Source organism: Micromonospora sp. NPDC050200, from assembly GCF_040656135.1.
In the GTDB taxonomy this organism is placed as follows: domain Bacteria; phylum Actinomycetota; class Actinomycetes; order Mycobacteriales; family Micromonosporaceae; genus Micromonospora.
On record NZ_JBFALG010000004.1, the window covers coordinates 92619 to 117660 of the forward strand.

Sequence of the window (25042 nt, forward strand, 5' to 3'; positions counted from 1 at the left end):
CCGTCCGTCCTGACCGGCTCACCCCGCCCGGAGGCACCATGGTCGACCTGACAGCACTGCTCGCGGATCTGGCTGCCGAGTCCGAGCAGCTCGACGCCCTCGTCGCGGCATTGCCGCCGGAGGCGTGGGCGGAGCCCACCCCGGCCCCCGGGTGGACGATCGGCCACCAGCTCGCCCACCTCGCCTGGACCGACGAGGTGGCCCGGCTCGCCGCCACCGACGTCGACGCCTTCTACGCGTCGGTCACCTCGGCGCCGGACCCGAGCCGGCTGGTCGACGACGGCGCGGAGCAGTTCCTGGCCCCGCCGGCCGAGCTGCTCGCCCGCTGGCGCACGGGGCGGGCCGCGCTCGCCGACGCCCTCGCGGCCGTCCCGCCCGGGGAGAAGCTGCCCTGGTACGGCACCCGGATGTCGGCCGCCTCGATGGCCACCGCCCGGATCATGGAGACCTGGGCGCACGGCGAGGACGTGGCCGATGCGCTCGCGGTCACCCGTACCCCGACCGGCCGGCTGCGGCACGTCGCGCACCTCGGCTTCCGTACCCTCGGGCACGGTTTCGCCGCCCACGGCCGGGCGCTGCCCACGGCGCCGGTCCGGGTCGAACTGACCGCGCCGGCAAGCGCGAGGAGTGAGCCTGCGAGCCCCGCAGCCGCGAGCAAAGACGGCTCCGACGGCGACACCTGGATCTTCGGGCCGGCGGAGGCGGCGGACCGGGTCACCGGCCCGGCGCTCGACTTCTGCCTGCTGGTCACCCAGCGCCGGCACCGCGCCGACCTGGCCCTGGCCGCCACCGGCCCGACCGCCGACGAGTGGCTGGACGTGGCCCAGGCCTTCGCCGGGCCGCCCGGCGCCGGCCGGCAGCCCCGGTCGGCCAGCGGCGCCGGAGCGCCGGCATGAGCGGCGTACTCCGGGTCGGCAACGCCTCCGGCTTCTACGGCGACCGCCTGACCGCCTGGCGGGAGATGCTCGACGGCGGCGAGCTGGACGTGCTCACCGGCGACTACCTGGCCGAGCTGACCATGCTGATCCTCGGCCGCGACCGGATGCGCGACCCCGCCCTGGGGTACGCGAGGACGTTCCTCCGCCAGCTCGAAGGCTGCCTCGGCACCGCGCTGGACCGGGGCGTGCGGATCGTGACCAACGCCGGCGGGCTGAACCCCGCCGGTCTGGCCGCCGCGATCGGCTCGCTCGCCGACCGGCTCGGCCTCACCGCGCGGATCGGGTACGTCGAGGGCGACGCCCTCGCGCGTCCGGACGCGCTCACCGCGAACGCCTACCTCGGCGCGTTCGGCATCGCGGCCTGCCTCGACGCCGGGGCGGACGTGGTGGTGACCGGCCGGGTCACCGACGCCTCGCTGGCCGTCGGGCCCGCGATCGCGCGCTTCGGCTGGGGCCGGGACGACCTCGACGCGCTGGCCGGGGCGACCGTCGCCGGGCACCTGGTCGAGTGCGGGGCGCAGGTCACCGGGGGGAACTTCAGTTTTTTCACCGAGCTGCCCGACGGTGGCCATCGGCCCGGATTCCCGATCGCGGAGATCCACCCGGACGGCTCCTCGGTGCTCACCAAGCATCCCGGCACCGGCGGCGCGGTCACCGTCGAGACCGTCACCGCCCAGCTGCTCTACGAGGTCGGCGGGCCGGCGTATCTCGGGCCGGACGTGGTGACCCGGCTGGACACGGTGACCCTGCGCCGGGACGGGCCCGACCGGGTCCGCGTCTCCGGCGTCCGGGGCACGCCGCCGCCGGACACCCTGAAGGTCGGCGTCAACAACCTCGGCGGCTTCCGCAACTCGATGACGTTCGTCCTCTGCGGACTGGACGTCCCGGCCAAGGCGGCCCTGGTGCGGGGGCAGATCGAGGAAGCGGTCGGCAAGGAGGGGCTGGAGTTCATCCTGGCCCGCACCGACCACCCGGACGCGGCGGACACCGAGGCGGCGAGCGCGCTGCTGCACGTACACCTGCGCGACGGCGACCGGGCGCGGGCCGGGCGGACATTCTCGGCGGCGGCGGTGGAGCTGGCGCTCGCCTCCTACCCCGGCTGCACGCTGACCACCCTGCCCGGCGACGCCACCCCGTACGGCGTCTTCACCGCCGACGTCGTGCCGCAGGACGCGGTCGACCACGTGGCGGTGCTGCCGGACGGGGCCCGGGTGCCGATCGCCCCGCCGCCGCGTACGGCGAGCGCACCGGAGGCCGAGTCACCGGAGACCGGAGCGGCGGTCGACGGCCGAGCCCCGGCCGGCGCGGGCGACCCACGTCCGGCGCGGACGCCCGGAGCTGCGGGCGACACCGGCCCGACCCGGCGGGCTCCGCTGGGCGAGCTGGTCGGGGCGCGCTCCGGCGACAAGGGCGGCGACGCCAACCTCGGCGTCTGGGCCCGCACCGACGCGAGCTGGGCCTGGCTGCGCGGCTGGCTCACCGTCGAGCGGCTGGCCGCGCTGCTGCCGGAGACGGCCCCGCTGACCGTGGAGCGGCATGAGCTGCCGCGCCTGCGGGCGGTCAACTTCGTCGTCCGGGGGCTGCTCGGTCCGGGGGTGGCCGCCTCCACCCGGTTCGACCCGCAGGCCAAGGCGCTCGGGGAGCTGCTCCGCGGCCGGATCGTCGACCTGCCGGCGGAGCTGCCGGCCGGGCCACCGGAGCGAGTCGGGGAGGCGGGCGCATGACCATCGTGGACACCCCGGAACGGCGGCAGCTGCGCGAGCTGACCCGGGCCTTCGTGACCCGGGAGGTGCTGCCGCACCTGGACGACTGGGAGCGGGCCGGCGAGGTGCCGCGCGCGCTGCACGCCACCGCCGCGAAGATCGGCCTGCTGGGCATCGGCTTCCCCGAGTCGGTCGGCGGCAGCGGCGGGGACCTGCTCGACTCGATCGTCGTCACCGAGGAGATCATCCGCTCCGGCGGCTCGTCCGGGCTGGTCGCGGCGCTGTTCACACACGGCATCGCGCTGCCGCACCTGGTCGCCGCCGCCGGCCGGACCGGCGGCACCCTCGGCGCCCGGCTCGGCGGCGGCCCGGCCCCGGGCGACGACGACCTGGTCGACCGGTACGTCCGCCCCACCCTGGCCGGGACGATGATCGGCGCGCTGGCGATCACCGAGCCGGACGGCGGCTCGGACGTCGCCGCGATCCGCACCACCGCCCGCCGCGACGGCGACCACTACGTGGTGAACGGGTCGAAGACCTACATCACCAGCGGGGTCCGGGCCGACTTCGTGACCACCGCGGTCTGCACCGACTTCCCCGGCAGCGGCGAACTCAGCCTCCTGGTGATCGACAAGGGCACGCCCGGCTTCACGGTGGGACGCCGGCTGGAGAAGCTGGGCTGGCACTGCTCGGACACCGCCGAGCTCTCCTTCGTCGACGTCCGGGTGCCGGTGAGCAACCGGATCGGCGAGGAGAACACCGGCTTCCTCGCGATCATGCAGCACTTCGCCGCGGAGCGGCTCTCCCTCGCCACCCAGGCGTACGCGACCGCGCAGCGCTGCGTGGAGCTGGCCACCCGCTGGTGCCGGAACCGGGCCACGTTCGGCCGCCCGCTGGCCAGCCGGCAGCTGGTCCGGCACCGGCTGGCCGAGATGCACACCCGCGCCGAGTCGGCCCGGGCGTACGTGCACGAGGTGGCCGCCCGGGTGGCGGCGGGCGAGCCGGTGGTGACGGAGGTGGCGATGGCCAAGAACGTCGCGGTGGCCGCCTGCGACCAGGTGGTCGACCAGGCGCTGCAACTGCACGGCGGCTTCGGCTACCTGCGCGACGCCGAGGTGGAGCGGCACTACCGGGACGCCCGGATCCTCGGCATCGGCGGTGGCACCACCGAGATCATGAACGAGATCATCGCGAAGGGCATGGGGCTGTGAGCACACTGGACAGCGCGGTCGACCCTTCCTCGCCGGCCTACCGGGCCAACCGGGCCGCCCTGCTGGAGCGCCTCGCCGAGCTGGAGGTCGCGCTCGACCGGGCCCGGGCCGGCGGCGGCGACAAGTACGTGGCCCGGCACCACGAACGCGGCAAGCTGCTCCCCCGGGAGCGGATCGAGCTGCTGCTCGACCCGGACGGCCCGTTCCTGGAGCTGTCCCCGGTGGCGGCGTACGGCACGGACTTCCCGGTCGGGGCGAGCGTGGTGACCGGCATCGGCGTGGTCGAGGGCGTGGAGTGCCTGGTGGTCGCCAGCGACCCGACGGTACGCGGGGGCGCCGTCAACCCGTGGTCCCTCGCCAAGACCCGGCGGGCCGGCGAGATCGCCCTGGCCAACCGGCTGCCGATGATCAACCTGGTCGAGTCGGCCGGGGCGGACCTGCCCACCCAGGCGGAGATCTTCATTCCGGGCGGCCGGGTGTTCCGCGACCTGACCCGGCTCTCCGCGGCGAAGATCCCCACGGTCAGCGTGGTGTTCGGCAACGCGACCGCCGGCGGCGCGTACGTGCCGGGGATGTCCGACTTCACCATCATGATCCGGGACCGGTCGCAGGTGTACCTGGCCGGGCCGCCGCTGGTGAGGATGGCCACCGGCGAGGTCACCGACGACGAGTCCCTCGGCGGCGCGGCGATGCACGCGTCGACGTCGGGGCTGGCCGACTTCCTGGCCTCCGACGAGCGGGACGGCATCCGGCTGGCCCGGCAGTGCGTCCGCCGGCTCAACCGGCGCAAGCAGGGCCCGCCGCCGCGCAACCCGGTCCCCCAGCCACCGAAGTACGACGCGGAGGAGCTGCTCGGCATCGCCAGCGCCGACCTCAAGGTGCCGTTCGACCCGCGCGAGGTGCTGGCCCGGGTGTTGGACGGCAGCGAGTTCGACGAGTTCAAGCCGAGCTACGGCAGCGCGCTGGTCACCGGCTGGGGCGAGCTGCACGGGTACCCGGTCGGGGTGCTGGCCAACGCCCGGGGCGTGCTGTTCAGCTCCGAGGCGCAGAAGGCGGCCCAGTTCATCCAGCTCGCCAACGCCGCCGACACCCCGCTGGTCTTCCTTCAGAACACCACCGGCTACATGGTCGGCACCGAGTACGAGCAGCACGGCATCATCAAGCACGGCGCCCTGATGATCAACGCGGTGGCGAACTCGACCGTGCCGCACCTGACGGTCAACCTGGGCGCCTCCTACGGCGCCGGCAACTACGGCATGTGCGGCCGGGCGTACGAGCCGAGGTTCCTGTTCACCTGGCCGAACGCGAAGTCGGCGGTGATGGGGCCGGCGCAGCTCGCCGGGGTGCTCTCCATCGTCGCCCGGCAGGCCGCCGCCGCGCGGGGCCGGGACTACGACGAGGAGTCCGACGCCGCGATGCGGCTGATGGTCGAGCAGCAGATCGAGTCTCAGTCCGGCGCGCTCTTCCTCTCCGGCCGGCTGTACGACGACGGGGTGATCGACCCCCGGGACACCCGTACCGTCCTCGGGCTCTGCCTGTCGGCGATCCACAACGGACCGGTGAAGGGCGCCGACGGCTTCGGCGTCTTCCGGATGTAGGGGGCGAACGGATGATTCGGAAACTCCTGGTCGCCAACCGGGGGGAGATCGCCCGGCGGGTCTTCACCACCTGCCGCGCGCTGGGGGTGGAGACGGTCGCCGTGCACTCGGACGCCGACACCGGCGCGCCGTTCGCCGCCGAGGCCGACCACGCGGTCCGGCTGCCGGGGAACGCGCCGGCCGAGACGTATCTGCGGATCGACCTGGTCCTGGACGCGGCCCGGAAGACCGGCGCGGACGCCGTGCACCCCGGCTACGGCTTCCTCGCCGAGAACGCCGAGTTCGCCGCGGCGGTGACCGACGCGGGCCTGACCTGGGTCGGCCCGCCAGCCAGGGCGATCGCCGCGATGGGCGACAAACTGGCGGCGAAGGCGCTGCTCGCCGAGGCGGGCGTGCCGATGCTGCCGACCTGGACCGACCCCGACGAGGTCACCGACCTGCCGGTGCTGGTGAAGGCGTCCGCCGGGGGCGGTGGGCGCGGCATGCGCGTGGTCCGCGACGCCGCCGGCCTCGCCGAGGCCGTGGCCTCCGCGCGCCGCGAGGCGGCCGCCGCGTTCGGCGACGGCACGGTCTTCATCGAGCGGTACGTCGAGCGCGGCCGGCACGTCGAGGTGCAGATCTTCGGTGACACCCACGGCACGGTGGTGGCCCTCGGCGAGCGGGACTGCTCGATCCAGCGCCGGCACCAGAAGATCGTCGAGGAGGCCCCGGCCGTCCTTTCGCCTGAGCTGCGGCAGCGGCTGCACGAGGCTGCGGTGGCCGCCGGCCGGGCGGTCGACTACGTCGGCGCGGGCACGGTGGAGTTCCTGCTCGCCTCGACCGGCGAGTTCTTCTTCCTGGAGATGAACACCCGGCTCCAGGTTGAGCACCCGGTCACCGAGGCGGTCACCGGCCTGGACCTGGTCCGGCTGCAACTGCTGGTCGCGGAGGGCGAGCCGCTGCCGTCGGCGGCGACCCCGCCGGCCGACGGCCACGCGATCGAGGTACGCCTCTGCGCCGAGGACCCGGGCCAGGGCTTCCGGCCGGCCACCGGCACCCTGCACCGGTTCGCGGTGCCGGGGGTGACGGCGTCGTTCGCCCCGGCGCGGGGCCTGCGACTGGACTCCGGCGTGGTGGACGGCTCGGTGGTGGGCGTGCACTACGACTCGATGCTGGCCAAACTGATCGCCTGGGCGCCCACCCGCGCCGAGGCGGCCCGGGCGCTGGCCGCCGCGCTGGCCCGGGCCGAGTTCCACGGCGTCGCCACCAACCGGGACCTGCTGGTCCGGGTGCTGCGCAGCCCCGAGTTCGCGGCGGCCGAGGTGGACACCGGCTTCCTGGAGCGGCACCGCGAGGTGTTCGCCCCGCTGCTGCCGGCCGGCCGGCTCCCCCTCGCGGCGCTGGCCGCCGCGCTCGCCTCGGCCGCCGACCGACGGGCGAGCGCCCCGGTGCTCGCCGGGCTGCCGTCGGGCTGGCGCAATGTCCCGGCGTTCCCGCAGGTCACCCGCTATGCGGGGCCGGAGGGCGAGGTTGAGGTCCGGTACCGGCTGGACCGGCGGGGCACGCTCGCCGAGTGGTCCACCACGTCGGCTGCGCTGCACGACGCCGGGTCCGGCCCGGCCGAGCGGATCGGGGCGGCTGACGCCGGGCCCGCGACCCCGGCCGGGCCGGGCGGCGCCGGACCAGCCGACGCGGCCGGAGCGAGCAGACCGCCGGCCGTGACCCTGGTCGAGGCCGCCCCGGATCGGGTGGTGCTCGACGTGGCCGGGGTGCGGCGCGGGTTCCGCGTACACCGGGTGGGGTCGGAGGTCTTCGTGGACGGCCCGGACGGGGCGGCGAGCCTCATCGAGCTGCCGCGTTTCCCGCTGCCCACCGCGGAGCTGGCCGCCGGGTCGCTGCTCGCCCCGCTGCCCGGCGCGGTGGCCCGGGTGCACGTCGAGGTCGGCCAGCGGGTCGCCGCCGGCGAGCTGCTGCTGACCCTGGAGGCGATGAAGCTCGAACATCCCGTGCTCGCCCCGACCGACGGTGTGGTCGCCGAGTTGCCGGTGCCGGCCGGCGGCCAGGTCGACACCGGCGCCGTGCTGGCCCTGGTCAACCCCGAGGAGGATCCCCGATGAACTTCGACCTCACCCCGGAGCAGGATCAGCTCCGCGACGCCGTCCGCGCGCTGGGCCGGAAGTACGGTCACGGCTACTTCGTGCAGAAGGCCAGGGCCGGCGAGCACACCACCGAGCTGTGGGACGAGGCCGGCCGCCTCGGCTACCTCGGGGTCAACATCCCCACCGAGTACGGCGGCGGGGGCGGCGGCATCACCGAGCTGGCCATCGTCTGCGAGGAGCTGGCCGCCGCGGGCTGCCCGCTGCTGCTGCTGGTCGTCTCCCCCGCCATCGCCGCCACCGTGATCAGCAGGCACGGCACCGACGAGCAGCGCAAGCGACACCTGCCCGGCCTCGCCGACGGATCCCAGAAGATCGTCTTCGCGATCACCGAGCCGGAGGCCGGCTCCAACTTCCACCGGCTCGGCACGGTCGCCCGCCGGGACGGCGACGACTGGCTGCTCTCCGGCCGCAAGTGCTACATCTCCGGGGTCGACGAGGCACAGTACGTGCTGGTGGTGGCCCGCGTCGCCGTCGGAGACGGCAGTGCCGGCTCAGGGGACGCGGTTCCTCAGAAACTCAAGCCGGCGCTGTTCATCGTGCCGACCGACGCACCCGGACTGACCCGCTCCAAACTGGACATGGAGATCCTCTCCCCGGAGAACCAGTTCCTGCTCTACCTCGACGACGTGCGGCTGCCCGCCGACGCACTGGTCGGCGAGTCCCTGGACGCCGGCCTGCCGGCGCTCTTCGCCGGACTCAACCCGGAGCGGATCACGGTCGCCGCGATGGGCGCCGGCACCGGCCGGTACGCCATCGAGCGGGCCAGCGGGTACACCGCCACCCGCAAGGTCTGGGGCGGCCGGAGCATCGGCTCCCACCAAGGCGTGGCGCACCCGCTCGCGCACGCGGCGGTGCAGGTGGAACTGGCCCGACTGATGATCCAGAAGGCGGCCACCCTCTACGACACCGGCCGGGACCTGGCGGCCGGCGTCTCCGGCAACATGGCCAAGTACGCCGCCGGCGAGGCCGCCGCGCTGGCCGTGGACACCGCCGTGCAGGCGCTCGGCGGGGCCGGCATGACCACCGAGTACGGCGTGGCCACCCTGCTCGGCGCGGTACGCGCCGGCCGGATCGCCCCGGTCAGCCGGGAGATGATCCTCAACTTCGTCGCCCAACACGTCCTCGGCCAGGACAGGTCCTACTGAGCCCCGGGTACGCCGGTGGCTCAGCGCACGGCGCGGCAGGCGGCGTCGATCCGCTGCACCGGGCGCACCCGACGGCCCGTCCCCTCCAGCAGCGAGTCCTCCACGTGGAAGTCGCGGATCCGCAGCCGGTGCCGGGGCAGCTCCTCCTCGCTGGGGCAGAGCACCTGCGCGCGCACCTGGTCCACCGGCACGTAGCGGACGCCGCCGCGCTCCTGGAGCAGCACCACGTTCACGTCGTCGACGGTCACCACGTGCCCGCGTACGTCCTCGGTGACGCCGGGCGTCGACTCCACCGTGGTGACGGTGAGCGGCAGCACCGGCGTGCTGATCACCGGCAGCGCGGCCCAGACCAGCATGGCGAGCACGGCCGCCTCGGTCAGCGAGGCCAGCGGCCGGATCACCGCCGCCGGCAGCGGACCGGTCACGCCGAGCGCGAGCAGCGGGGGCGCGACGAGCAGCAGCAGGGCCAGCAGTTCATCCTGCCGCCAGGCGTCCCGCAGGGTCGGCGCGAGCAGCCAGGCGTACCCGACGAACAGGGCGGCGAGCAGCAGCAGCCGCGGCGCGACCTGCTCGTGCAGCCGGGCCGGGGTGAGCTGGAACGCGGCGACGAACGCCGGGATCAGCAGCGGCAGGTAGAGCAGCTGCCAGGTGACCAGGGCGAGCAGGAAGCTGGCGACCACGAACCAGGCCGGGGTGATGTCCACCCAGCGAACGAAGAGCGGCCGGCGGAAGCTGGCCGGCATCCGCTCCACGCTCACCCGGAGCACCGCGCCGAGCGCGAAGACCGCGACCAGGCCGGTGGAGAGCAGCCGGGCGGCCGTGGTGAGGAAGCCGGCCAGCAGGTTCACCGGGCCGACGTTCGCCACCAGCAGCAGGGTGGTCTGGAGTTCGCCGCCCGCCTCGACGCCGAGCCGGAGCACGGAGAAGATCGCCGGCACGCCGACCACGGCCGTCCAGAACGACTGGCTGGCCCGGGCTCGCCGCTCGTCCGGGTCGCGCCCCTCCCACGCCGGCCCGGCGGGGCCCACGTCGCGCGTGGCGGGCACCGCCGGGGCGCTCATCGCCGGGGTGCCTTGTCGTCGAAGTCCACCAGCTTGGGTACGTCCAGCGGCTGCGGCTGCGACTTCGGCCCCTTCATCCAGGGCCCGAGCGTCCGGTTGTACGCGGTCAGCCAGGGACTGCTGATCCCATCGCGCCCCTGCTGATAGCTCTTGTCGAGGAAGAACGCGACCAGGTCGCGCAGGGCCGGGTCGCCGATCGGCACCCCGATGCCGAGGGTCTCGCTGGTGCCGAACGGCATGTCGACGATATCGAACTCGGTCGGGTACTGGGAGAGGAAGCCGGCGAGGATGGTCTCGTCGGAGCTGACCGCGTCGTAGCGGCCCTCCCGGATGCCCCTGACGCAGTCGCCGACCTCCTTGACCACCAGCGCCTTGACATCGTGCTTCTCCAGCTCGGCCTCGGTGGTGGAGCCGCCGCTGGTGCACATCTTGTACGCCGGCTTGCGGAGGTCCTCGATGGTGCGGATCTGGTCCTTGAGCCGCTTCGGCACCATCACCTCCTGAGTGGTGACGAAGTACGGCCCGGCGAAGCTGATCAGTTTCTTGCGCTCCTCGGTGATGGAGAAGCTGGAGACGACCAGGTCGACCACGCCGCCCTGGAGGGCCGGGATGCGGTCCTCGGTGGCCAGCGAGACCCACTCGATCCGCTGGTCGCCCTCGTAGCCCAGGGAGGAGGCGATGTAGCGTGCGATCTCGACGTCGAAGCCGGTATGGGTGCCGTTGCGCAGCTCGCCCATCAGCGGCTCGGTGGTGGCCACCCCGATCTTGATCTTCGGTTGGCCGTCGATGTGCGACTCGCGCAGCTTGTCCAGCACCGAGGGGAGCGGCGGGTCCTGCCGGTTGTCGCAGCCGGCTGCGGCGGCCAGCGTCAGGGTCAGCGCCACGGCCAGCGTGGTCGCCACCGAGCGGAACCGTGGGGAGGAGCTGTCGTTCATCGGGCGACCTCGCTGACGGACACGGCCTGCGGGACACTGAGGGTAGCGGTTCCCGTCCACTTCGGTGGTCACCGGGACGGCGTGAGATCAGGGACCGATGAGGGTGGGCGAGGCGAGCGCGTCCACGCCCCTCCCGGCCAGGCAGCGGTACGTCCGGCCGGGGTCCGTGCCGCTCGGCGGCAGGACCTCCAGGTTCCATCCGGTCGGGTAGTCCATCCCGCTGGTCAGTCGGAAGGTCCGCAGGTTGCAGACCCGGCGGACGGTCGGGTCCGCGCTGACCGCGGCGTGCCCGGCGCCGACCAGCGCGGCGGGCAGCTCACCCTCCAGATAGGTCTCCCAGGTGTGCCGCCCGTCGCAGGACACCTGCGGCGCCTCAGCCCGGTCGCCGCGCAACCGGACCGGGCCGAAGCACTCCAGCCCCGGCGCGCAGCGGGCCCCGGGCGGCAGGGCCGCGGTGGCCGAGCCGGCCACGCAGCCCGGCAGCGGGCCCCACGCGGCCGGCGAGGCGGACCCGGTGACGGTCGGCGTCGGCGTGGGGGCGGCCACCGACGAGGCGTTGCCGGCGACCCAGGCCCCGGCGCTCGCCGAGGCGGCCAGGGCGAGGACCCCGACGCCACCGAGGAACCACCGTCGCCGCCGACGTCGTCCGTGCGGCACCGTCGGGTGGGCGTCCTCGGGCACCGGGCGCGACGGGCCGGAACGGTCCACGGTGTACGGCCCGGAGTGCCCCCCGGAGATCGGCGCCCCGCTGACCGGGGACGGGGCCGAGCCGAGCGGCAGGGCGGTGAGCAGGTCCCGCAGCTCGATCGCGGAGGGACGAGCGCCCGGGTCGTTGGACATCCCGGCGCGGAGCACGTCGACCAGCCCGGTCGGCACCCCCGGCAGCTCCGGGATGGGCTGGTTGAACATCTCCAGCACGGTGACCAGGCTCGGGTTCCGCTCCGACTGCCAGCGCGGCGGGCGGCCGTTCATCACCGCGTAGAGGGTGGCGCAGAGGGCGTACACGTCGACGGCCGGCGAGGGCGGGCTGTGGCTGAACATCTCCGGCGGGGCGTACGCCGGGGTGAGCACCTCCAGGGTGACCGAGGCGTCGCGCACCTCGGCCAGCACGGCCAGCCCGAAGTCGGCCAGCACCGCCGGGTTGAAGTGCGAGTGGAGGATGTTGGCCGGCTTGACGTCACGGTGCAGCACCCCGGCCGCGTGGGAGTGGGCCAGCGCATCGGCGATCTTGATGCCGAGGTCGCGGGTCTCCGCCGGGCCGAGCGGCGAGGTCCGCATCCGCTCGGCGTACGAGCCGTCGCAGAGCTCCATGATCAGATAGGGGTGCTGGTCGACGGTGACCCCGACGTCGAAGAGGTCCACCACGTGCGGGTGGGACGACATCTTCCCGGCGGCCCGCGCCTCCCGGAGGAACCGGGCCTGGTCCCGCTCGCTGTCCAGCGTGCGGTTCTCCACCTTGACGGCGACCTCCCGCCCCACCGAGATCTGGGTGGCCCGGTAGACGGTGGCGTAGCCGCCCCGGGCGAACACCTGCAAGTCGGTCAGACCGGGCACAATGGGCAGCCGGAGGGCGCCGGGCGATGTCTCGGTCACGGCTCTGAAAATACCCGTCCCGCCGGAGCGCTCAGCCGACCGTACCGGCGGCCGGCGCGGGACCGGCGCTCGCACCGGCACCCGGCGGGTCGTCGTCCGGACCGTCGACGGGTGTCGGCGCGCCGGCCCGGCGGGCGTCCCAGCGCAGGCCGATCGCGGTGGCGACCGCCCCCAGCCCCTCCCAGAGGGCGACTCCGAAGAACCGGTCCGGCGCTACGTCGGCCAGCACGGTCAGGGTGAAGATGGTGAACGTGACCAGCCGGAAGACCACCGTGAACCGATAGAAGGCCCGCCACTCGGTGGCGACCGCCAGCAGGTAGTAGACGCCCATGTTGAACGACGCCATCGACGAGGCGGTGAGGAACGTGCCGGTGTAGTCGCCGGCCGCCCGCCGCGCCGGCACCTCGAAGCCGAGCAGCCGCAGCTGCGCCTCGGGCCAGACCAACCCGAGCGCGCCGAGCAGCAACGCCAGGACGCCGAAGACCGCGATCGTCCAGCCGGCGCCGGAACGCGGCAGCCTCATCTGTCCTCCCACCCCCAGGGCGCGGCCGGATGGACGACCGCGTGGAAATGACACGCTAACCGCCCACACCGACACGCACATCCCCGGAACCGCCAGACCTGCCGCGCCGGCGACCCGGCCGGACCCGATCGACCCCGCGCGCGGGCGGTCAGGCCCCGGCGGCGAGGCGGGCGCGGAGGGCGTCGGCGGCGGCGCGCTCGCTGCGCTGCTCGGTCGCGTACGCCAGGCGGACCGCCTCCTCGGCGCAGGCCAGCGCCTCGACGGGCCGGCCGCAGGCGGCCAGCGCCTCGGCCAGCACGCTCGCCCCGATCACCTGGCTGCGCACGTCCTCGGCCGGCGCGGCGACCGCCCGCCGGGCCCAGTCCAGCGCCTGCTCCCACTGGCCGTGGGCGAGCAGGGCGGAGGCGTACCGGGCCATGATCTGGCGGCGGGAGAAGAGCAGCGTCGGGTTGTGCGCGGCGGTGGTGGCCACCGGGGCGAGCAGCCCGACCGCGGTGGCTGAATCACCGGCGGCGAGCCGGGCGGTGGCCAGCAGGACCCGGGGCGCGGCCTGGGCCGGCGCCTGCGGGTTGTGCGGCTCGACGGCGGTCAGCACGGCCCGGGCGTCCCGCTCGGCGGTGTCGCAGTCGCCCAGGTCCAGCGCCACGAAGCCGCGCAGCGTGCCGGCCATCCCGGTGAGCAACGGGTGCGAGGTGCGCTCGGCGTACGCGAGGGCGTCGGTGAACAGGTCGGCGGCGTGCTCCGGCTCGCCCAGGCCGCGCGCCACCACACCCCGTACCACCAGGGCGAAGCCGCGCCCCCAGTCGTCGGAGACCTCGGCGAAGTCCCGGTACGCCCGGCGGGCCTCCCGGTCCGCCTCGGCGATGTCGCCCAGCTCGGCTGCGGCGAACGCCTCGACCGCGCGCAGCGTGCCGACCGCCCACGCCTCGCCGACCCGCTCGCCGAAGGGCAGGAAGACGCTCGCCAGCCGGCGCGCCTCCCCGAGCCGCCCGGCGAGCAGCCGGGCGAACGCGGTGGTGCCGCGCAGCCAGGCCCGCCCGTACGGGTCCTTCAGCTCGGCGAAGAGCCGGGCCGCCCGGCCGAGCACCGCGTCGGTGCCGGCGAAGTCGCCCCGGGTGGTGGTCACCCAGGCCAGGTTCTGCAACGACCAGGCCTGCCCGCGGAGGTCCCGCGCGGCCAGGCTGACCTGGTACGACGCGGCGAGGCGGCTGCTGGCCTGGCCGAGCCGGCCGGCGATGAAGTCGGCCATCCCGAGCCGGCGCATCGCCGAGGCGCGCAGCGCCGGCAGTCCACCGTCGGTGGCCACCTGCAACGCCTCCTGCCAGGAGGTCACCGCCCGGCCCTGGTCGCCGAGGGTCTGGTGGGCCTGCCCGGCGAGCAGGAGCGCGCTCGTCCGGGTGGCCGCGTCGTCGCCGGCGTTGGCCGCGATCTTCTCGGCGAAGGCGAGCGCGTCGGCGGGGCGGCCCACCTGGAGCAGCGCCCGGGCGTGCACCACCCGGTCGGGGGCGGGCACCCCGTCCCGGGCCAGCTCGGCGGCGCGTTCGGCGTACTCGACGGCCAGGGCCGGCTCCCCGGCGCGCAACGACCCGCGGGCGGCCCGGCCCAGCGCGGCCACGCCCAGCGGGGCGACCGTCCGGGCCGGCGCGTCCGGCCGGAGCTTGACCGCGTCGGCGAGCGCGGCGGCCCGCTCGACGTGCTCGGCGACGAAGTCGTCCCGGGCCGGTTCGGTGAAGCCGCCCGGTGGGGTGACCGGGCTGTCCGGCGCCGGGGCCGCCCAGCGGGCCAGCGCGGCGTGCCGCTCGGCCAGCTCGGCCTTGCTCACCCCGGCGTACGCGGCCTCCCGCATCAGCGGGGTGGCGAAGGCGTAGCCGGCGCGGGTGCGGTGCAGCATGCGGCGCTGCAGCAACTCCTCGACGGCCCGGTCCAGCTCGACCGCGGCCACCGCGGCGGGCCGGCCGTCCCGCCCGGCACGCTGCTCGCGGAGCGCTTCGAGAGCCCCGGTCGGCACGGTGTCGCCGACCACGGCGGCGTCCCGCAGCACCGAGCGGGCGTCGTTCGGCAGCGCGTCGATCCGCGCGGCGAGCACGGCGGCCAGGTCGCGGGAGAGCAGCCGGCTGCCCAGCGAGCCGGGGGCCAGCCGCCAGCCGCCGGAGTCGCCGCCCCGCTCGGCGACCGCGGTGAGCGCGCCCCGCTCCATCAGCAGGGTGACCAGTTCGGCCAGGTAGAACGGGTTGCCCTGGGCGGTGGCGAGGAGGCGGTCGGCGTCGGCCTGCGGCAGCTTGCCGCCCCCGAGGTAGGTGGTGAGCAGCCGGGCGGCGTCGGCGCCGCGCAGCGGCGGCAGCCCGTGCACCTCGGCGTCGGCGACCCGGGTCAGCGCCCCCGCGGTGCGCACCAGCTCCGGGCGGCCGAGCAGCAGCACCAGCACCGGGCCGGTGAGCCGGGACAGCGTCAGCCCGAGCGCGCTGATCGTCTCCGCGGTGGCGTCGTGCAGGTCGTCCACGACGATCACCAGCGGCGCCTCGGCGGCCAGGGCGCTGAGCAGCCCGGCGACCGCGTTCGGCACCGCCTCCGCGTCGGCGGGCACACCACCGGCGGCCCACTCCCCGTTGTCGGTGGCGGTGCCGTGCCCGCCGGGCAGTTCGGCGTACCCGAGCAGGGCCAGCAGCTGGTCGGCAGCGAGCGGGGTGCCGCCCTGCCGGCCGAGCCGCTGGCCGAGCCGGCGCAGCCGCTCCTCGACGGCCGGGCGGGTGAGCGCGGTGGACGTGTCGTTGGGCAGGCCGACCGCGGCCCGGACCAGGTCGGCCAGGGGGGCGAGCCGGCGCCGCTCGCCGAAGGCGGCGCAGCGTACGGAGAGCACCCGGGCGCCGGTGTGCGCGGCGTACCGGCCGGCGCCGACGTCGTACCCGGCGGCGAGGCGTTCCACCTCGGCGGCGAAGCGGGACTTGCCGATCCCCGCCTCGGCGGTCATCAGCAGCACCCGGGGTTCGCCCCGGTCGATCACCTCGGCCAGCCGGCCGGCGACCCGCCCGATCTCGGTCTCCCGGCCCACGAAGGGCGCCTCGTCGCCGAGGCCGGAGCGGGTGCCCGGGGCGTCCAGGAGCCCCAGCAGCTCGTACGCCTCGACCGGCTCCCGCTTGCCCTTGAGCCGCAGCGGGCGCAGCGCCCGCCAGGAGGCGACGTGCCGGGTGGCGGCGGAGGTCCGCGCGCCGGCGTAGACCGCGCCGACGGCGGCGGCGTCGGCGAGCCGGGCGGCGGTGTTCACCGTGTCGCCGATGACGGTGTATTCGATGGCGGCCTGGATGCCGGCGATCACGTCGCCGGTGTTCAGGCCGACCCGCAGGCCGAGCGGCGCGCCGCCGCCCCGCTCGTCGTCGAGCACCCGGCGGACCGCCCGCTGCATGGACAGCGCGGCGCGGACCGCCCGCTCGGCGTCGTCCTCGTGCGCGACCGGCGCGCCGAAGACCGCCATGATCCCGTCGCCGGTGAGCTTGTCGACGTGGCCGCCGAAGGTCTTGACCGCCCCGGCGAGCGCGGCGAGCACCCGGTCGGTGACCGCGCCGACCCGTTCCGGGTCCAGGTCCTCCGACCAGGAGGTGAAGTCGGACAGGTCGCCGAAGAGCACGGTGACCACCCGCCGTTCGGTGGCGGGCAGGGTCGCCGCGGCCGGCAGCGCGGCACCGCAGTTGTGGCAGAAGCGGGCACCGGGCACGGCGACGGTGCCGCAGACCGGGCAGGTCACGGCCGCTCCACCGCGAGGTACTCCAACTGCGCCCGGACCGACCATTCGGCGGCCCACCACAGCGACCGGTCCACGTCGGCGTAGACCCTGGCGACGACCTCGGGCGCGGTGGTGGCGCCCCCGGCGACCGCCGCGCGGACCTGGTCGAGCCGGGCCCGGCGGTGGGCCAGGTAGAACTCGGCCGCCGCGCCGCAGTCGGCCAGCGCCGGGCCGTGCCCCGGCAGCGCCGGGATCCCCCGGTACGCGGAGAGCAGTTCGAGGCTGGCGAGGTAGTCGCCGAGGTGCCCGTCGGGGTGGGCGACCACGGTGGTGCCCCGGCCGAGGATGGTGTCGCCGGTGAGCACGACCCGCTCGTCGCCGTGCTCGGCGAGGAAGCAGACGGAGTCGGCGGTGTGCCCGGGGGTCGGCAGCAGGCGAAGGGTGAAGCCGGCTGCCTCCAGCGGGACGTCCGGGGTCAGCGGGGCGGCGCCGATGGTGTGCGCGGCGTCGGCGGCGCGCACCGGAACCCCGTCGAGCAGGTCGGCGAGGCGGGCGGAGCCCTCGGTGTGGTCGGGGTGTCCGTGGGTGATCAGCACGGACCCGACCGGGCCGTGCGCGGCGATCCGGTCCAGGTGGCCCTCGTCCGCCGGCCCGGGATCGACCACCACGGCCGGCGCTCCCGGGGCCGCCCGCAGCACCCAGGTGTTCGTCCCGTCCAGCGTCATCGGCCCGGGGTTGGGGGCCCGCAGCAACGTCACCCACCCCGGCAGCCGGTCGGCGAGCGCAGCCACCGGCCCCGTCACATGCCCGCCCATGGCTGCGATGGTACGACCCCGCCGGCCACTCCCCGCGATCTTGCAGTTTCGGCCGCTGGTTTGTGGCCGTTCGCGACATTCGCCAGGGCCAGCACTGCAAGATCGCGGGGACGGTGGGTCAGGAGACCTCGACGATGACGTCGACCTCGACCGGGGCGTCGAGGGGGAGCTCGGCGACGCCGACCGCGGAGCGGGCGTGCCGGCCGGCCTCGCCGAAGACGGCGCAGAGGAGGTCCGAGGCGCCGTTGATCACGCCGGGCTGGCCGGTGAACCCGGGCGCGCTCGCGACGAAGCCGGTCAGCTTGACGATCTTGACGACGTTCTCCAGGCCGACCAGCGAGTCGACCGCCGCGAGGGCGTTGAGCGCACACCGCTCGGCGAGGTCCTTGGCCTGCTCGGCGGAGACCCCGGCACCGACCTTGCCGGTGGCCAGCAGTTTGCCCTCGGCCATCGGCAGCTGGCCGGAGACGTAGACGTGCTGGCCGGACTGCACCGCCGGCACGTAACTGGCCACCGGGGGCACGACCTCCGGCAGGGCCAGGCCGAGTTCCGCGAGCTTGGCGTGAGGTCCGTTGCTCATGCCGCCACGAGGCACCCGCGCGCTGATCCCGATGATTCGCTCGCTGCGCTCGCTCATGCCGCTCAACCCTTCGGGCGCTTCAGGTAGGCGACGAGCTGGTCCGGGTTCGGGCCGGGGACCACGGCGACCAACTCCCAACCGTCCTCGCCCCAGTTGTCGAGGATCTGCTTGGTCGCGTGGACCAGCAGCGGGACCGTGGCGTATTCCCACTTCTGCATCGGTGGAAGGCTCCCTTGCCTGACGTGGAATGTTTTCCACGCACAGCCTACGGTCCGGACGTGGGCCGGGGCGCGGGACGCTGCTCGGGGGCGGCCGGCACCTCGCCGCACGGGCCCTCGTGGTCGTACGGCTGGGGGCAGCGCGACCGGTCGGGCAGCAGCAGGTCGCAGAAGACCCGGTGCCGGTTGTTCTGGTCGTCGGCGGTCGAGACGGTGGTCTCCCCGGCGTCCAGCTCGGGCAGGAAGCCCAGCGAGACCGCCACCGTGCCGGCCAGCGCGGTCGCCGCCGACAGGTCGGCCACCCGGATGGGCAGGTGGATGATGTAGCCGGGCTCCTCCTCGTCGCGCCCGCCGGCGCGGTTCCGCGGGCGCAGCACCTCGTTCGGCTCGGCGCAGCGGCGGTACGACCGCTCGTTGATCGGGAGTCCGCCGACCGGCCCGGCCGCGTCCCCCCGGTCGGCGAGCCGGCCCCGGTCGCCAGGCGGGAACTGGGCTCGAGCGATGTTGTCCGCGTCGCGCATGCACTGCCTCCGGGCCTCAACCATCAACTGACCGCCGCCGGACCGGGCCCGCTGCCCGACCCGCACCCCCGCCGGCACGAACGTAGGACCGATGCCCGGACGGCCACAACGAGGCGCGCATGGTTGATCACCCAGAGTCACATATGCGACACATTATTCGTCCGGAACGTGACCACCCGGGGACGACGGCTCATGAACGGTCCGCCGCGCCACAGCCATCGACCGCTACCCTTTCGCCTCGGACGGGCGAGCCACGTCGCCCGCCGTGCCCGAGCCCGCGTCCACGCCAGGGGCGGCGAGGACGCCCATCCCCGGGAGACCACATGACCCAACCGCAGAACGACGGTGCGACCGGCTCGCCGAGCGCCCCCGCGTCGGACGCGTCCGGCCCGATCTCCCCAGGGGAGCCGGGGCAGGGGGCCGTTCCGCCATCCCCGCCCGCCCAACCGGCGTACCAGGCGCCGGTCGGCCAACGCCGGCGCGGCCTGCTCATCGCCTCGCTCGTGCTGGCCGGGGCCGTGCTGCTCTGCGGCGGCGGCGGGACGGCCGCCTTCCTGGCCCTGCGGAACACCGAGGACGGCGAGGGCGCCAAGGAGCCGGCGGTGGCGGTGGACGACTTCCTCACCGCCGTCTACCGGGACCGGGACGCGAAGAAGGCCGCCGGCTACGTCTGCTCGGACTCCCGCGACCGGGAGAAGTTGGACGCCAAGGTCGCCGAGGTGGAGAAGTACGTCGCCAGCTACGCCAACCCCCGCTTCCGCTGGGCCAGCCCGAAGGTGGACGACCAGACCGGGGACCGCGCCACCGTCAGCACCAAGGTCACCGTGATCACCGCCGACGAGAAGGTCGCCAAACAGGCGCTGCGCTTCACCGTCGTACGGAAGACGGGTTGGTGGGTCTGCGAGGTGGCCTGACGCCGCCGGGTGGATAGGCTCGACGGGTGCGAGCAGCAGAGCGGCCGACCGACCCGACCTCCACCGGATGGCCGGCCCGTCTGCACGTGGTCACCGGCAAGGGCGGCACAGGCAAGACCAGCGTCGCGGCGGCCTTGGCGCTGGCCCTGGCCAGCGGCGGCCGGCGCACCCTGCTGGTCGAGGTCGAGGGGCGGCAGGGCATCGCCCAGCTCTTCGGCACCGACCCGCTGCCGTACGAGGAGCGGCACCTGACCGACGCCCCCGGCGGCGGCGAGGTGCGGGCCCTGGCGGTGGACGCCGAGCTGGCCCTGCTGGAGTACCTCGACATGTTCTACAAGCTCGGGGCGGCCGGCCGGGCGCTGCGCAAGCTCGGGGCCATCGACTTCGCCACCACCATCGCGCCGGGGCTGCGGGACGTGCTGCTCACCGGCAAGGTGAAGGAGGCGACCACCCGCACCGCCGGCCAGCGCCGGGTGTACGACGCGGTGGTGCTGGACGCGCCGCCGACCGGGCGGATCGGCCGCTTCCTGAACGTGACCACGGAGACCGCCCGGCTGGCCAAGGTCGGGCCGATCAAGACCCAGAGCGAGGGGGTCTCCGTGCTGCTGCGCTCCCCGATGGCCGCGGTGCACGTGGTCACGCTGCTGGAGGAGATGCCGGTCCAGGAGACGGTCGACGCGATCGCCGAGCTGACCCAGTTGGGCTTCCCGGTCGGGCGGGTGATCGTCAACGGCGCCCGGCCGCCGGTGCCGGCCGGGCGTGAGGTGACCCAGGCCGAGCTGAAGCGGGGGCTGCTCGCCGCCGGGCTGCCGGCCGACCGGGCCACCGTGGCCGCCCTGACCGGTGAGGCGCGGGACCAGCAGATCCGGCGCGAGCTGGAGGACTCCCTCCGGACGGACCTGGCGGAGCTGGGGCTGCCCCTGACCGAGCTGCCGCTGCTCCCTGACGGGGTGGACCGGGCCGGGCTGGAGACGCTCGCGGAGCTCCTCGGCCGGGCGGATTGACTCACACCTGCCGTCGGCACGGGCGCACGGACACCACCGGCCCGATACGCTCGATTGGTGCCTTCCGAAGACGCGGCGCCACGGCTGGACGTCGACCAGATTCTCGCCGATCCCGGCGTGCGGATCGTCGTGTGCTGCGGCGCCGGCGGGGTGGGTAAGACGACCACGGCCGCCGCGCTCGCGCTGCGGGCGGCCGAGCGGCACGGCCGCCGCACGGTGGTGCTCACCATCGACCCGGCCCGCCGGCTGGCCCAGTCGCTCGGCCTGACCGAGCTGGACAACACCCCCCGCCAGGTCAAGGGGCTCGACGTCGAGGCCAGCGGCGGCGAGCTGCACGCCATGATGCTGGACATGAAGCGCACCTTCGACGACGTGGTGCTCCAGCACACCGATCCGGCGAATGCGGCGGAGATCTTCGCCAACCCCTTCTACCAGGCCATGAGCTCGACCTTCGCCGGCACGCAGGAGTACATGGCGATGGAGAAGCTGGGCCAGTTGCACGCCCGCGGCGAGTGGGACCTGATCGTGGTGGACACCCCGCCGTCCCGCTCGGCGCTGGACTTCCTGGACGCCCCGGCCCGGCTCTCCCGCTTCCTCGACGGGCGGATGCTGCGGCTGCTGCTGGTGCCGGCCCGCAGCGGGGGACGGAGCATGTTCAGTCTCGTCACCGCCAGCTTCGGGATGTTCTCGAAGGCGGTGCAGAAGGTGCTCGGCGCGCAACTGCTCACCGACCTGTCCGGCTTCGTCGCCGCGCTGGACTCGATGTTCGGCGGCTTCCGGCAGCGGGCGGAGCAGACGTACCGCGTCCTGCAGGCCCGGGAGACGGCGTTCCTGCTGGTCGCGGCGCCGGAGCCGGACGCGGTCCGGGAGGCGGCCTACTTCGCGGGCCGGCTGCGCGAGGAGCGGATGCCGCTGGCCGGCCTGGTGCTCAACCGGGTGCACCGCCCGGCGGTGCCCGACCTGGGCGCCGCGGAGAGCCTCGCCGCCGCGGGGCGGCTGGCGGAGCTGGGCGGCCACCCGGCCACCGTCGACGTGCTGCGGGCCCACGCCGCGCTGGCCCAGCAGGCGGTACGCGAGCAACAGGTGGCGGCCCGGTTCACCGAGGCGTTCCCGGCGGTGCCGGCGGTGTCGGTGACGGCGCAGCCCGCCGACGTGCACGACGTCGACGGGCTGCGGACGATCGGCGCGGCGATCAGCCGGCCGTGACCGGCGTCAGCCGGCGGCGGTCACCAGGACCTTGTCCTTACCGGACTTGTCCTTGGCGTTCTTCTTCATCGCGGCCTCGAACATCTTGCGCCAGCTCGTCACCTGCGGGTGCCGACGCAGCAGCGCCCGGCGTTCGCGTTCGGTCATGCCACCCCACACCCCGAACTCGATCCGGTTGTCGAGCGCGTCGGCCAGGCACTCGTACCGAACTGGGCAGCTCCGGCAGATCCTCTTCGCCACGTTCTGTTCGGCGCCCTGTACGAACAACGCGTCCGGGTCCCCGTTCTGACACGCCGCCAGTGACGGCCAGTCAGTGATCATGCCCATGTGTACACGTCCCCCCTTGCAGTACCTACCGACCTCGTGCGACCAGCCGTCGATCCCCCCGGTCGTCCGGCCCGTTCCTTCCCCAAGGAGGCACGGACGACGTGTGGCCCTGTCGCCGCCACCATCATGCTCTGTAGTCGCCTGATTACGCAACGTTGTCGGCAAAATCCATCATTCCGGACACTCCCGGCTTCCCGGGCCTTCGCCCGCCGCTTACCCGGCCCGAGTACGTGAAAACGCTGCGGGGGCTCCGCCGTTCGGTGGAGACTCGCGCCAGGTCACACGCAACCACGTACCGGGGGTCGTGCGTTTAGCACAACGAGGTCGGCGCGCGCAGGAAATGGGGAAAGAACGCCCCAGCGCCCCTCGTTCCCTACTCGCGTACCCTGTCGAGGTGACCTGGATGCGGAAACGTGACCACAATGTCTTCACCAACGCCGCATCGCTGCTTGTCTGTGGCCTGCTGGCCGGCGTGGTGGTCGCAGCGGCGGCCTTCCCCGCGGTGGCGATGTCCGGACTGGCCGCGAAGGCCGGGGCCGAGACCTTCGGCGCACTGCCGAAGGAGCTGACCGTGGCCCGCGCGCCACAGATCAGCTACCTGCTCGCAGCCGACGGCAAGACCCCGCTGGCGACCATGTACGACGAGAACCGGCGGGACGTGAAGCTGGCCGACATCGCGCCGGTCATGCAGAAGGCGATCGTCGCCGCCGAGGACCACGACTTCTACAAGCACAACGGCGTCGACCTCAACGGTGTCGCCCGCGCCTTCGTCAACAACCAGTCCGGCACCAACTCCCAGCAGGGCGCCTCGACGCTGACGATGCAGTACGTCCGGCTGGCCATCGCGTACTCGGCGACCCACCCGGCCGACGTGGTCGCCGCGACCGAGGACACCAGCGCCCGCAAGCTGCGCGAGATGCGCTACGCGATCCAGATGGACAAGGAGTACTCCAAGGACGAGATCCTGGAGCGCTACCTGAACATCGCCTCGTTCGGCAACGGCGCGTACGGCATCTACGCCGCCAGCCAGGTCTACTTCGGCAAGTCGCCGAGCAAGCTCAAGCTCGAGGAAGCCGCGATGCTGGCCGGCATGGTCAAGGCGCCGACCACCAACGACCCGACCACCCGCAGCGGCCGCCCGCTCGCCCTCGACCGGCGCAACTACGTCATCGACAACATGGTCAAGATCGGCGCCATCAACCAGCAGGAGGCGGACGCCGGCAAGGCGGCCCCGATGGTGGTCAAGGACAAGCGCACCCCGAACGGTTGCGTCTCCGCCAACGAGAAGGGCTGGGGCTTCTTCTGCGACTACTTCTACCGGTGGTGGATGCAGGAGGAGACGTTCGGCTCGACCACGTACGACCGGGAGCGGCGGCTGAAGAGCGGCGGCTACACCATCGTCACCACCCTCGACGCGCAGGCGCAGCGGGGTGCGGACAAGGCGGTGCGCAAGGCCAAGAAGGAGACCTCCAAGGAGGCCGCCATGGTCGCCGTGGTGGAGCCGGGCACCGGCCGGGTCCGGGCGCTCGCGGTGAACCGGGAATTCAAGCTCGACGACCCGAAGCACCCGAAGAACAAGATCTCCAGCGACCCGGCGAAGGCCAAGAAGAAGGTCCGGGGCAACTACCCGGCAACGGTCAACCCGCTGCTCACCGGCGGCCAGGGCATCACCGGCTACCAGGCGGGCTCGACCTTCAAGATCTTCACCATCGTGGCCGCCCTGGAGAAGGGCATCCCGCTCAGCTACACCATCAACGCCCAGCAGACGTTCAAGTCGGAATACATCATCAGCAGCAGCTCACCGGCCGCCTGCCCGGGCACGCACTTCTACTGCCCGAAGAACTCCGGCGGCAAGGCCGGCGGCGTGCAGAACATGTGGAGCGCGTTCGCCCAGTCGATCAACACCTACTTCGTCCCGCTGCAGCAGCAGGTCGGCGCGGAGAACGTGGTCGACGTGGCGAAGCGCCTCGGCATCCAGTTCCGGGCCACCAACGACGCCAAGTTCGCCGGCACCAAGGACTCGGCCCACCAGTGGGGCGCGTTCACCCTGGGCGTCTCGCAGACCACCCCGCTGGAGCTGGCCAACGCGTACGCGACCCTGGCCGCGGACGGCAAGTACTGCGAGCCGATCCCGGTGCAGTCGATCAAGGGGCCGGACGGCAAGGAGCTCGACATCGCCAAGCCGCGCTGCGAGAAGCGGGTCAGCACCGAGGTGGCCCGGGCCGCCGTGGACGCCGCCCGCTGCCCGGTCGGTGACAACTCCTCCACCAGCAAGTGCGGCGGCAGCCGTACCGCCCGCCAGGTGAAGACGATCGTCAACGCGCCGGTGGCCGGCAAGTCCGGCACCACCGACTCGGAGAAGACCGCCGCCCTGGTCGCGATGACCAAGCAGTACGCGGTCGCCGGCATCATGGCCGACCCGGACTGGCCGCAGACCAACGTCAAGATGAAGCACAACGAGCCCGACGGCATCAACCCGCCGGTCTGGGAGACGCTGCGGGACGCGATGAAGGGCAAGGAGCGGATCAACTTCGAGCCGCCCGGCAAGAAGATCTCCGAGGGTGACCAGCGCTCCATCCCGAGCGTCACCTGCCAGGACCTGAACACCGCCAAGTCCCGGATCAACGGCGCCGGCTTCGAGGCGGTCGTCTCGGACGTCAAGGTCCCGTCGAACTGCCCGGCGGGCACCGCCGCCGGCACCAGCCCGGACAACCGGACCATCAAGGGTGGTGTGGTCACCATCCAGGTGAGCAGCGGTGGCGGCACTCCGGGCACGCCCGGCACCGCGACCCCCGGCGGCCCGCTCCCGCCCGGTCCGGGACGCTCCCCCAAGCCGCGCGGCTGACGTAGGCACAAAGAACGGGCGGGCACCCTGCGAGGGTGCCCGCCCGTTT

At 74.1% G+C, this 25042-nt stretch carries 20 protein-coding genes; 10 read left to right on the forward strand and 10 right to left on the reverse strand.

The annotated features are described in order from the left end of the window. Positions 1-38: 38 nt before the first annotated feature. The 6 genes from AB0I41_RS04620 to AB0I41_RS04645 are packed head-to-tail and all read left to right on the forward strand — an operon-like array spanning position 39 to position 8733. Complete coding sequence (locus AB0I41_RS04620) at positions 39-896, forward strand: TIGR03084 family metal-binding protein (protein ID WP_357101808.1); 858 nt, start codon at positions 39-41, stop codon at positions 894-896. Next, positions 893-2662: an acyclic terpene utilization AtuA family protein gene (locus AB0I41_RS04625; protein ID WP_357101810.1), complete on the forward strand. Its 1770-nt coding sequence runs from the start codon at positions 893-895 to the stop codon at positions 2660-2662. The genes AB0I41_RS04620 and AB0I41_RS04625 overlap by 4 nt, the downstream gene beginning before the upstream one ends. Continuing rightward, entirely contained in the window at positions 2659-3852 is a 1194-nt protein-coding gene (locus tag AB0I41_RS04630) for an acyl-CoA dehydrogenase family protein (RefSeq protein ID WP_357101812.1), read from the forward strand. Before AB0I41_RS04625 ends, AB0I41_RS04630 begins: the two co-directional genes overlap by 4 nt. Beyond that, positions 3849-5450 (forward strand): carboxyl transferase domain-containing protein, encoded by a 1602-nt coding sequence (locus AB0I41_RS04635; protein WP_357101815.1) that lies wholly within the window; start codon positions 3849-3851, stop codon positions 5448-5450. Before AB0I41_RS04630 ends, AB0I41_RS04635 begins: the two co-directional genes overlap by 4 nt. 11 nt (positions 5451-5461) lie before the next feature. Beyond that, positions 5462-7546 (forward strand): biotin carboxylase N-terminal domain-containing protein, encoded by a 2085-nt coding sequence (locus AB0I41_RS04640; protein ID WP_357101817.1) that lies wholly within the window; start codon positions 5462-5464, stop codon positions 7544-7546. Then, positions 7543-8733: an acyl-CoA dehydrogenase family protein gene (locus tag AB0I41_RS04645; protein WP_357101819.1), complete on the forward strand. Its 1191-nt coding sequence runs from the start codon at positions 7543-7545 to the stop codon at positions 8731-8733. The genes AB0I41_RS04640 and AB0I41_RS04645 overlap by 4 nt, the downstream gene beginning before the upstream one ends. Before the next feature lie 20 nt (positions 8734-8753). On the opposite strand, the gene AB0I41_RS04650 is transcribed toward AB0I41_RS04645, so the two are convergent. From AB0I41_RS04650 to AB0I41_RS04690, 9 genes are all read right to left on the reverse strand, one after another. Further along, the gene (locus tag AB0I41_RS04650; RefSeq protein WP_357101821.1) at positions 8754-9794 is read right to left on the reverse strand and encodes a hypothetical protein; all 1041 of its coding nucleotides are present in this window, start codon (positions 9792-9794) and stop codon (positions 8754-8756) included. Further along, positions 9791-10729: a transporter substrate-binding domain-containing protein gene (locus tag AB0I41_RS04655; protein WP_357101823.1), complete on the reverse strand. Its 939-nt coding sequence runs from the start codon at positions 10727-10729 to the stop codon at positions 9791-9793. The genes AB0I41_RS04650 and AB0I41_RS04655 overlap by 4 nt, the downstream gene beginning before the upstream one ends. 87 nt (positions 10730-10816) lie before the next feature. Further along, positions 10817-12322 carry a protein kinase gene (locus AB0I41_RS04660; protein ID WP_357101825.1) on the reverse strand — a complete coding sequence of 502 codons (1506 nt, stop codon included), beginning with the start codon at positions 12320-12322 and terminating at the stop codon, positions 10817-10819. A 31-nt stretch (positions 12323-12353) separates the two neighbouring features. Continuing rightward, the gene (locus AB0I41_RS04665) at positions 12354-12845 is read right to left on the reverse strand and encodes a hypothetical protein (protein ID WP_357101827.1); all 492 of its coding nucleotides are present in this window, start codon (positions 12843-12845) and stop codon (positions 12354-12356) included. A 148-nt stretch (positions 12846-12993) separates the two neighbouring features. Further along, positions 12994-16584, reverse strand: coding sequence for an adenylate/guanylate cyclase domain-containing protein (locus tag AB0I41_RS04670; protein ID WP_357101830.1), 3591 nt, complete (start codon positions 16582-16584; stop codon positions 12994-12996). Next, on the reverse strand, positions 16581-17378 hold the full coding sequence (locus tag AB0I41_RS04675; RefSeq protein WP_357101832.1) for an MBL fold metallo-hydrolase: 798 nt from the start codon (positions 17376-17378) through the stop codon (positions 16581-16583). Before AB0I41_RS04675 ends, AB0I41_RS04670 begins: the two co-directional genes overlap by 4 nt. Positions 17379-17496: 118 nt before the next feature. Beyond that, positions 17497-17958 (reverse strand): RidA family protein, encoded by a 462-nt coding sequence (locus AB0I41_RS04680; RefSeq protein ID WP_357102103.1) that lies wholly within the window; start codon positions 17956-17958, stop codon positions 17497-17499. 62 nt (positions 17959-18020) lie between these two features. Then, positions 18021-18176, reverse strand: coding sequence for a hypothetical protein (locus AB0I41_RS04685; protein ID WP_088959894.1), 156 nt, complete (start codon positions 18174-18176; stop codon positions 18021-18023). A 47-nt stretch (positions 18177-18223) separates the two neighbouring features. Next, entirely contained in the window at positions 18224-18697 is a 474-nt protein-coding gene (locus tag AB0I41_RS04690; protein ID WP_357101834.1) for a hypothetical protein, read from the reverse strand. Positions 18698-19020: 323 nt separating this feature from the next. On the opposite strand from AB0I41_RS04690, the gene AB0I41_RS04695 reads away from it, so the two are divergent. From AB0I41_RS04695 to AB0I41_RS04705, 3 genes are read left to right on the forward strand one after another with little or no spacing between them, the layout of a single operon-like run. Next, on the forward strand, positions 19021-19611 hold the full coding sequence (locus tag AB0I41_RS04695; protein ID WP_357101836.1) for a hypothetical protein: 591 nt from the start codon (positions 19021-19023) through the stop codon (positions 19609-19611). 26 nt (positions 19612-19637) lie between these two features. Next, the gene (locus tag AB0I41_RS04700) at positions 19638-20615 is read left to right on the forward strand and encodes an ArsA-related P-loop ATPase (protein WP_357101838.1); all 978 of its coding nucleotides are present in this window, start codon (positions 19638-19640) and stop codon (positions 20613-20615) included. A gap of 54 nt (positions 20616-20669) precedes the next feature. Next, positions 20670-21821, forward strand: a complete 1152-nt coding sequence (locus AB0I41_RS04705; protein WP_357101840.1) for an ArsA-related P-loop ATPase — start codon at positions 20670-20672, stop codon at positions 21819-21821. A 6-nt stretch (positions 21822-21827) separates the two neighbouring features. On the opposite strand, the gene AB0I41_RS04710 is transcribed toward AB0I41_RS04705, so the two are convergent. After that, positions 21828-22148 carry a WhiB family transcriptional regulator gene (locus AB0I41_RS04710; RefSeq protein ID WP_357101843.1) on the reverse strand — a complete coding sequence of 107 codons (321 nt, stop codon included), beginning with the start codon at positions 22146-22148 and terminating at the stop codon, positions 21828-21830. A 403-nt stretch (positions 22149-22551) separates the two neighbouring features. Here AB0I41_RS04710 and AB0I41_RS04715 point away from each other — a divergent pair, with 403 nt between their 5' ends. Beyond that, positions 22552-24993 (forward strand): transglycosylase domain-containing protein, encoded by a 2442-nt coding sequence (locus AB0I41_RS04715; protein ID WP_357101845.1) that lies wholly within the window; start codon positions 22552-22554, stop codon positions 24991-24993. The last annotated feature ends 49 nt before the right edge of the window (positions 24994-25042 follow it).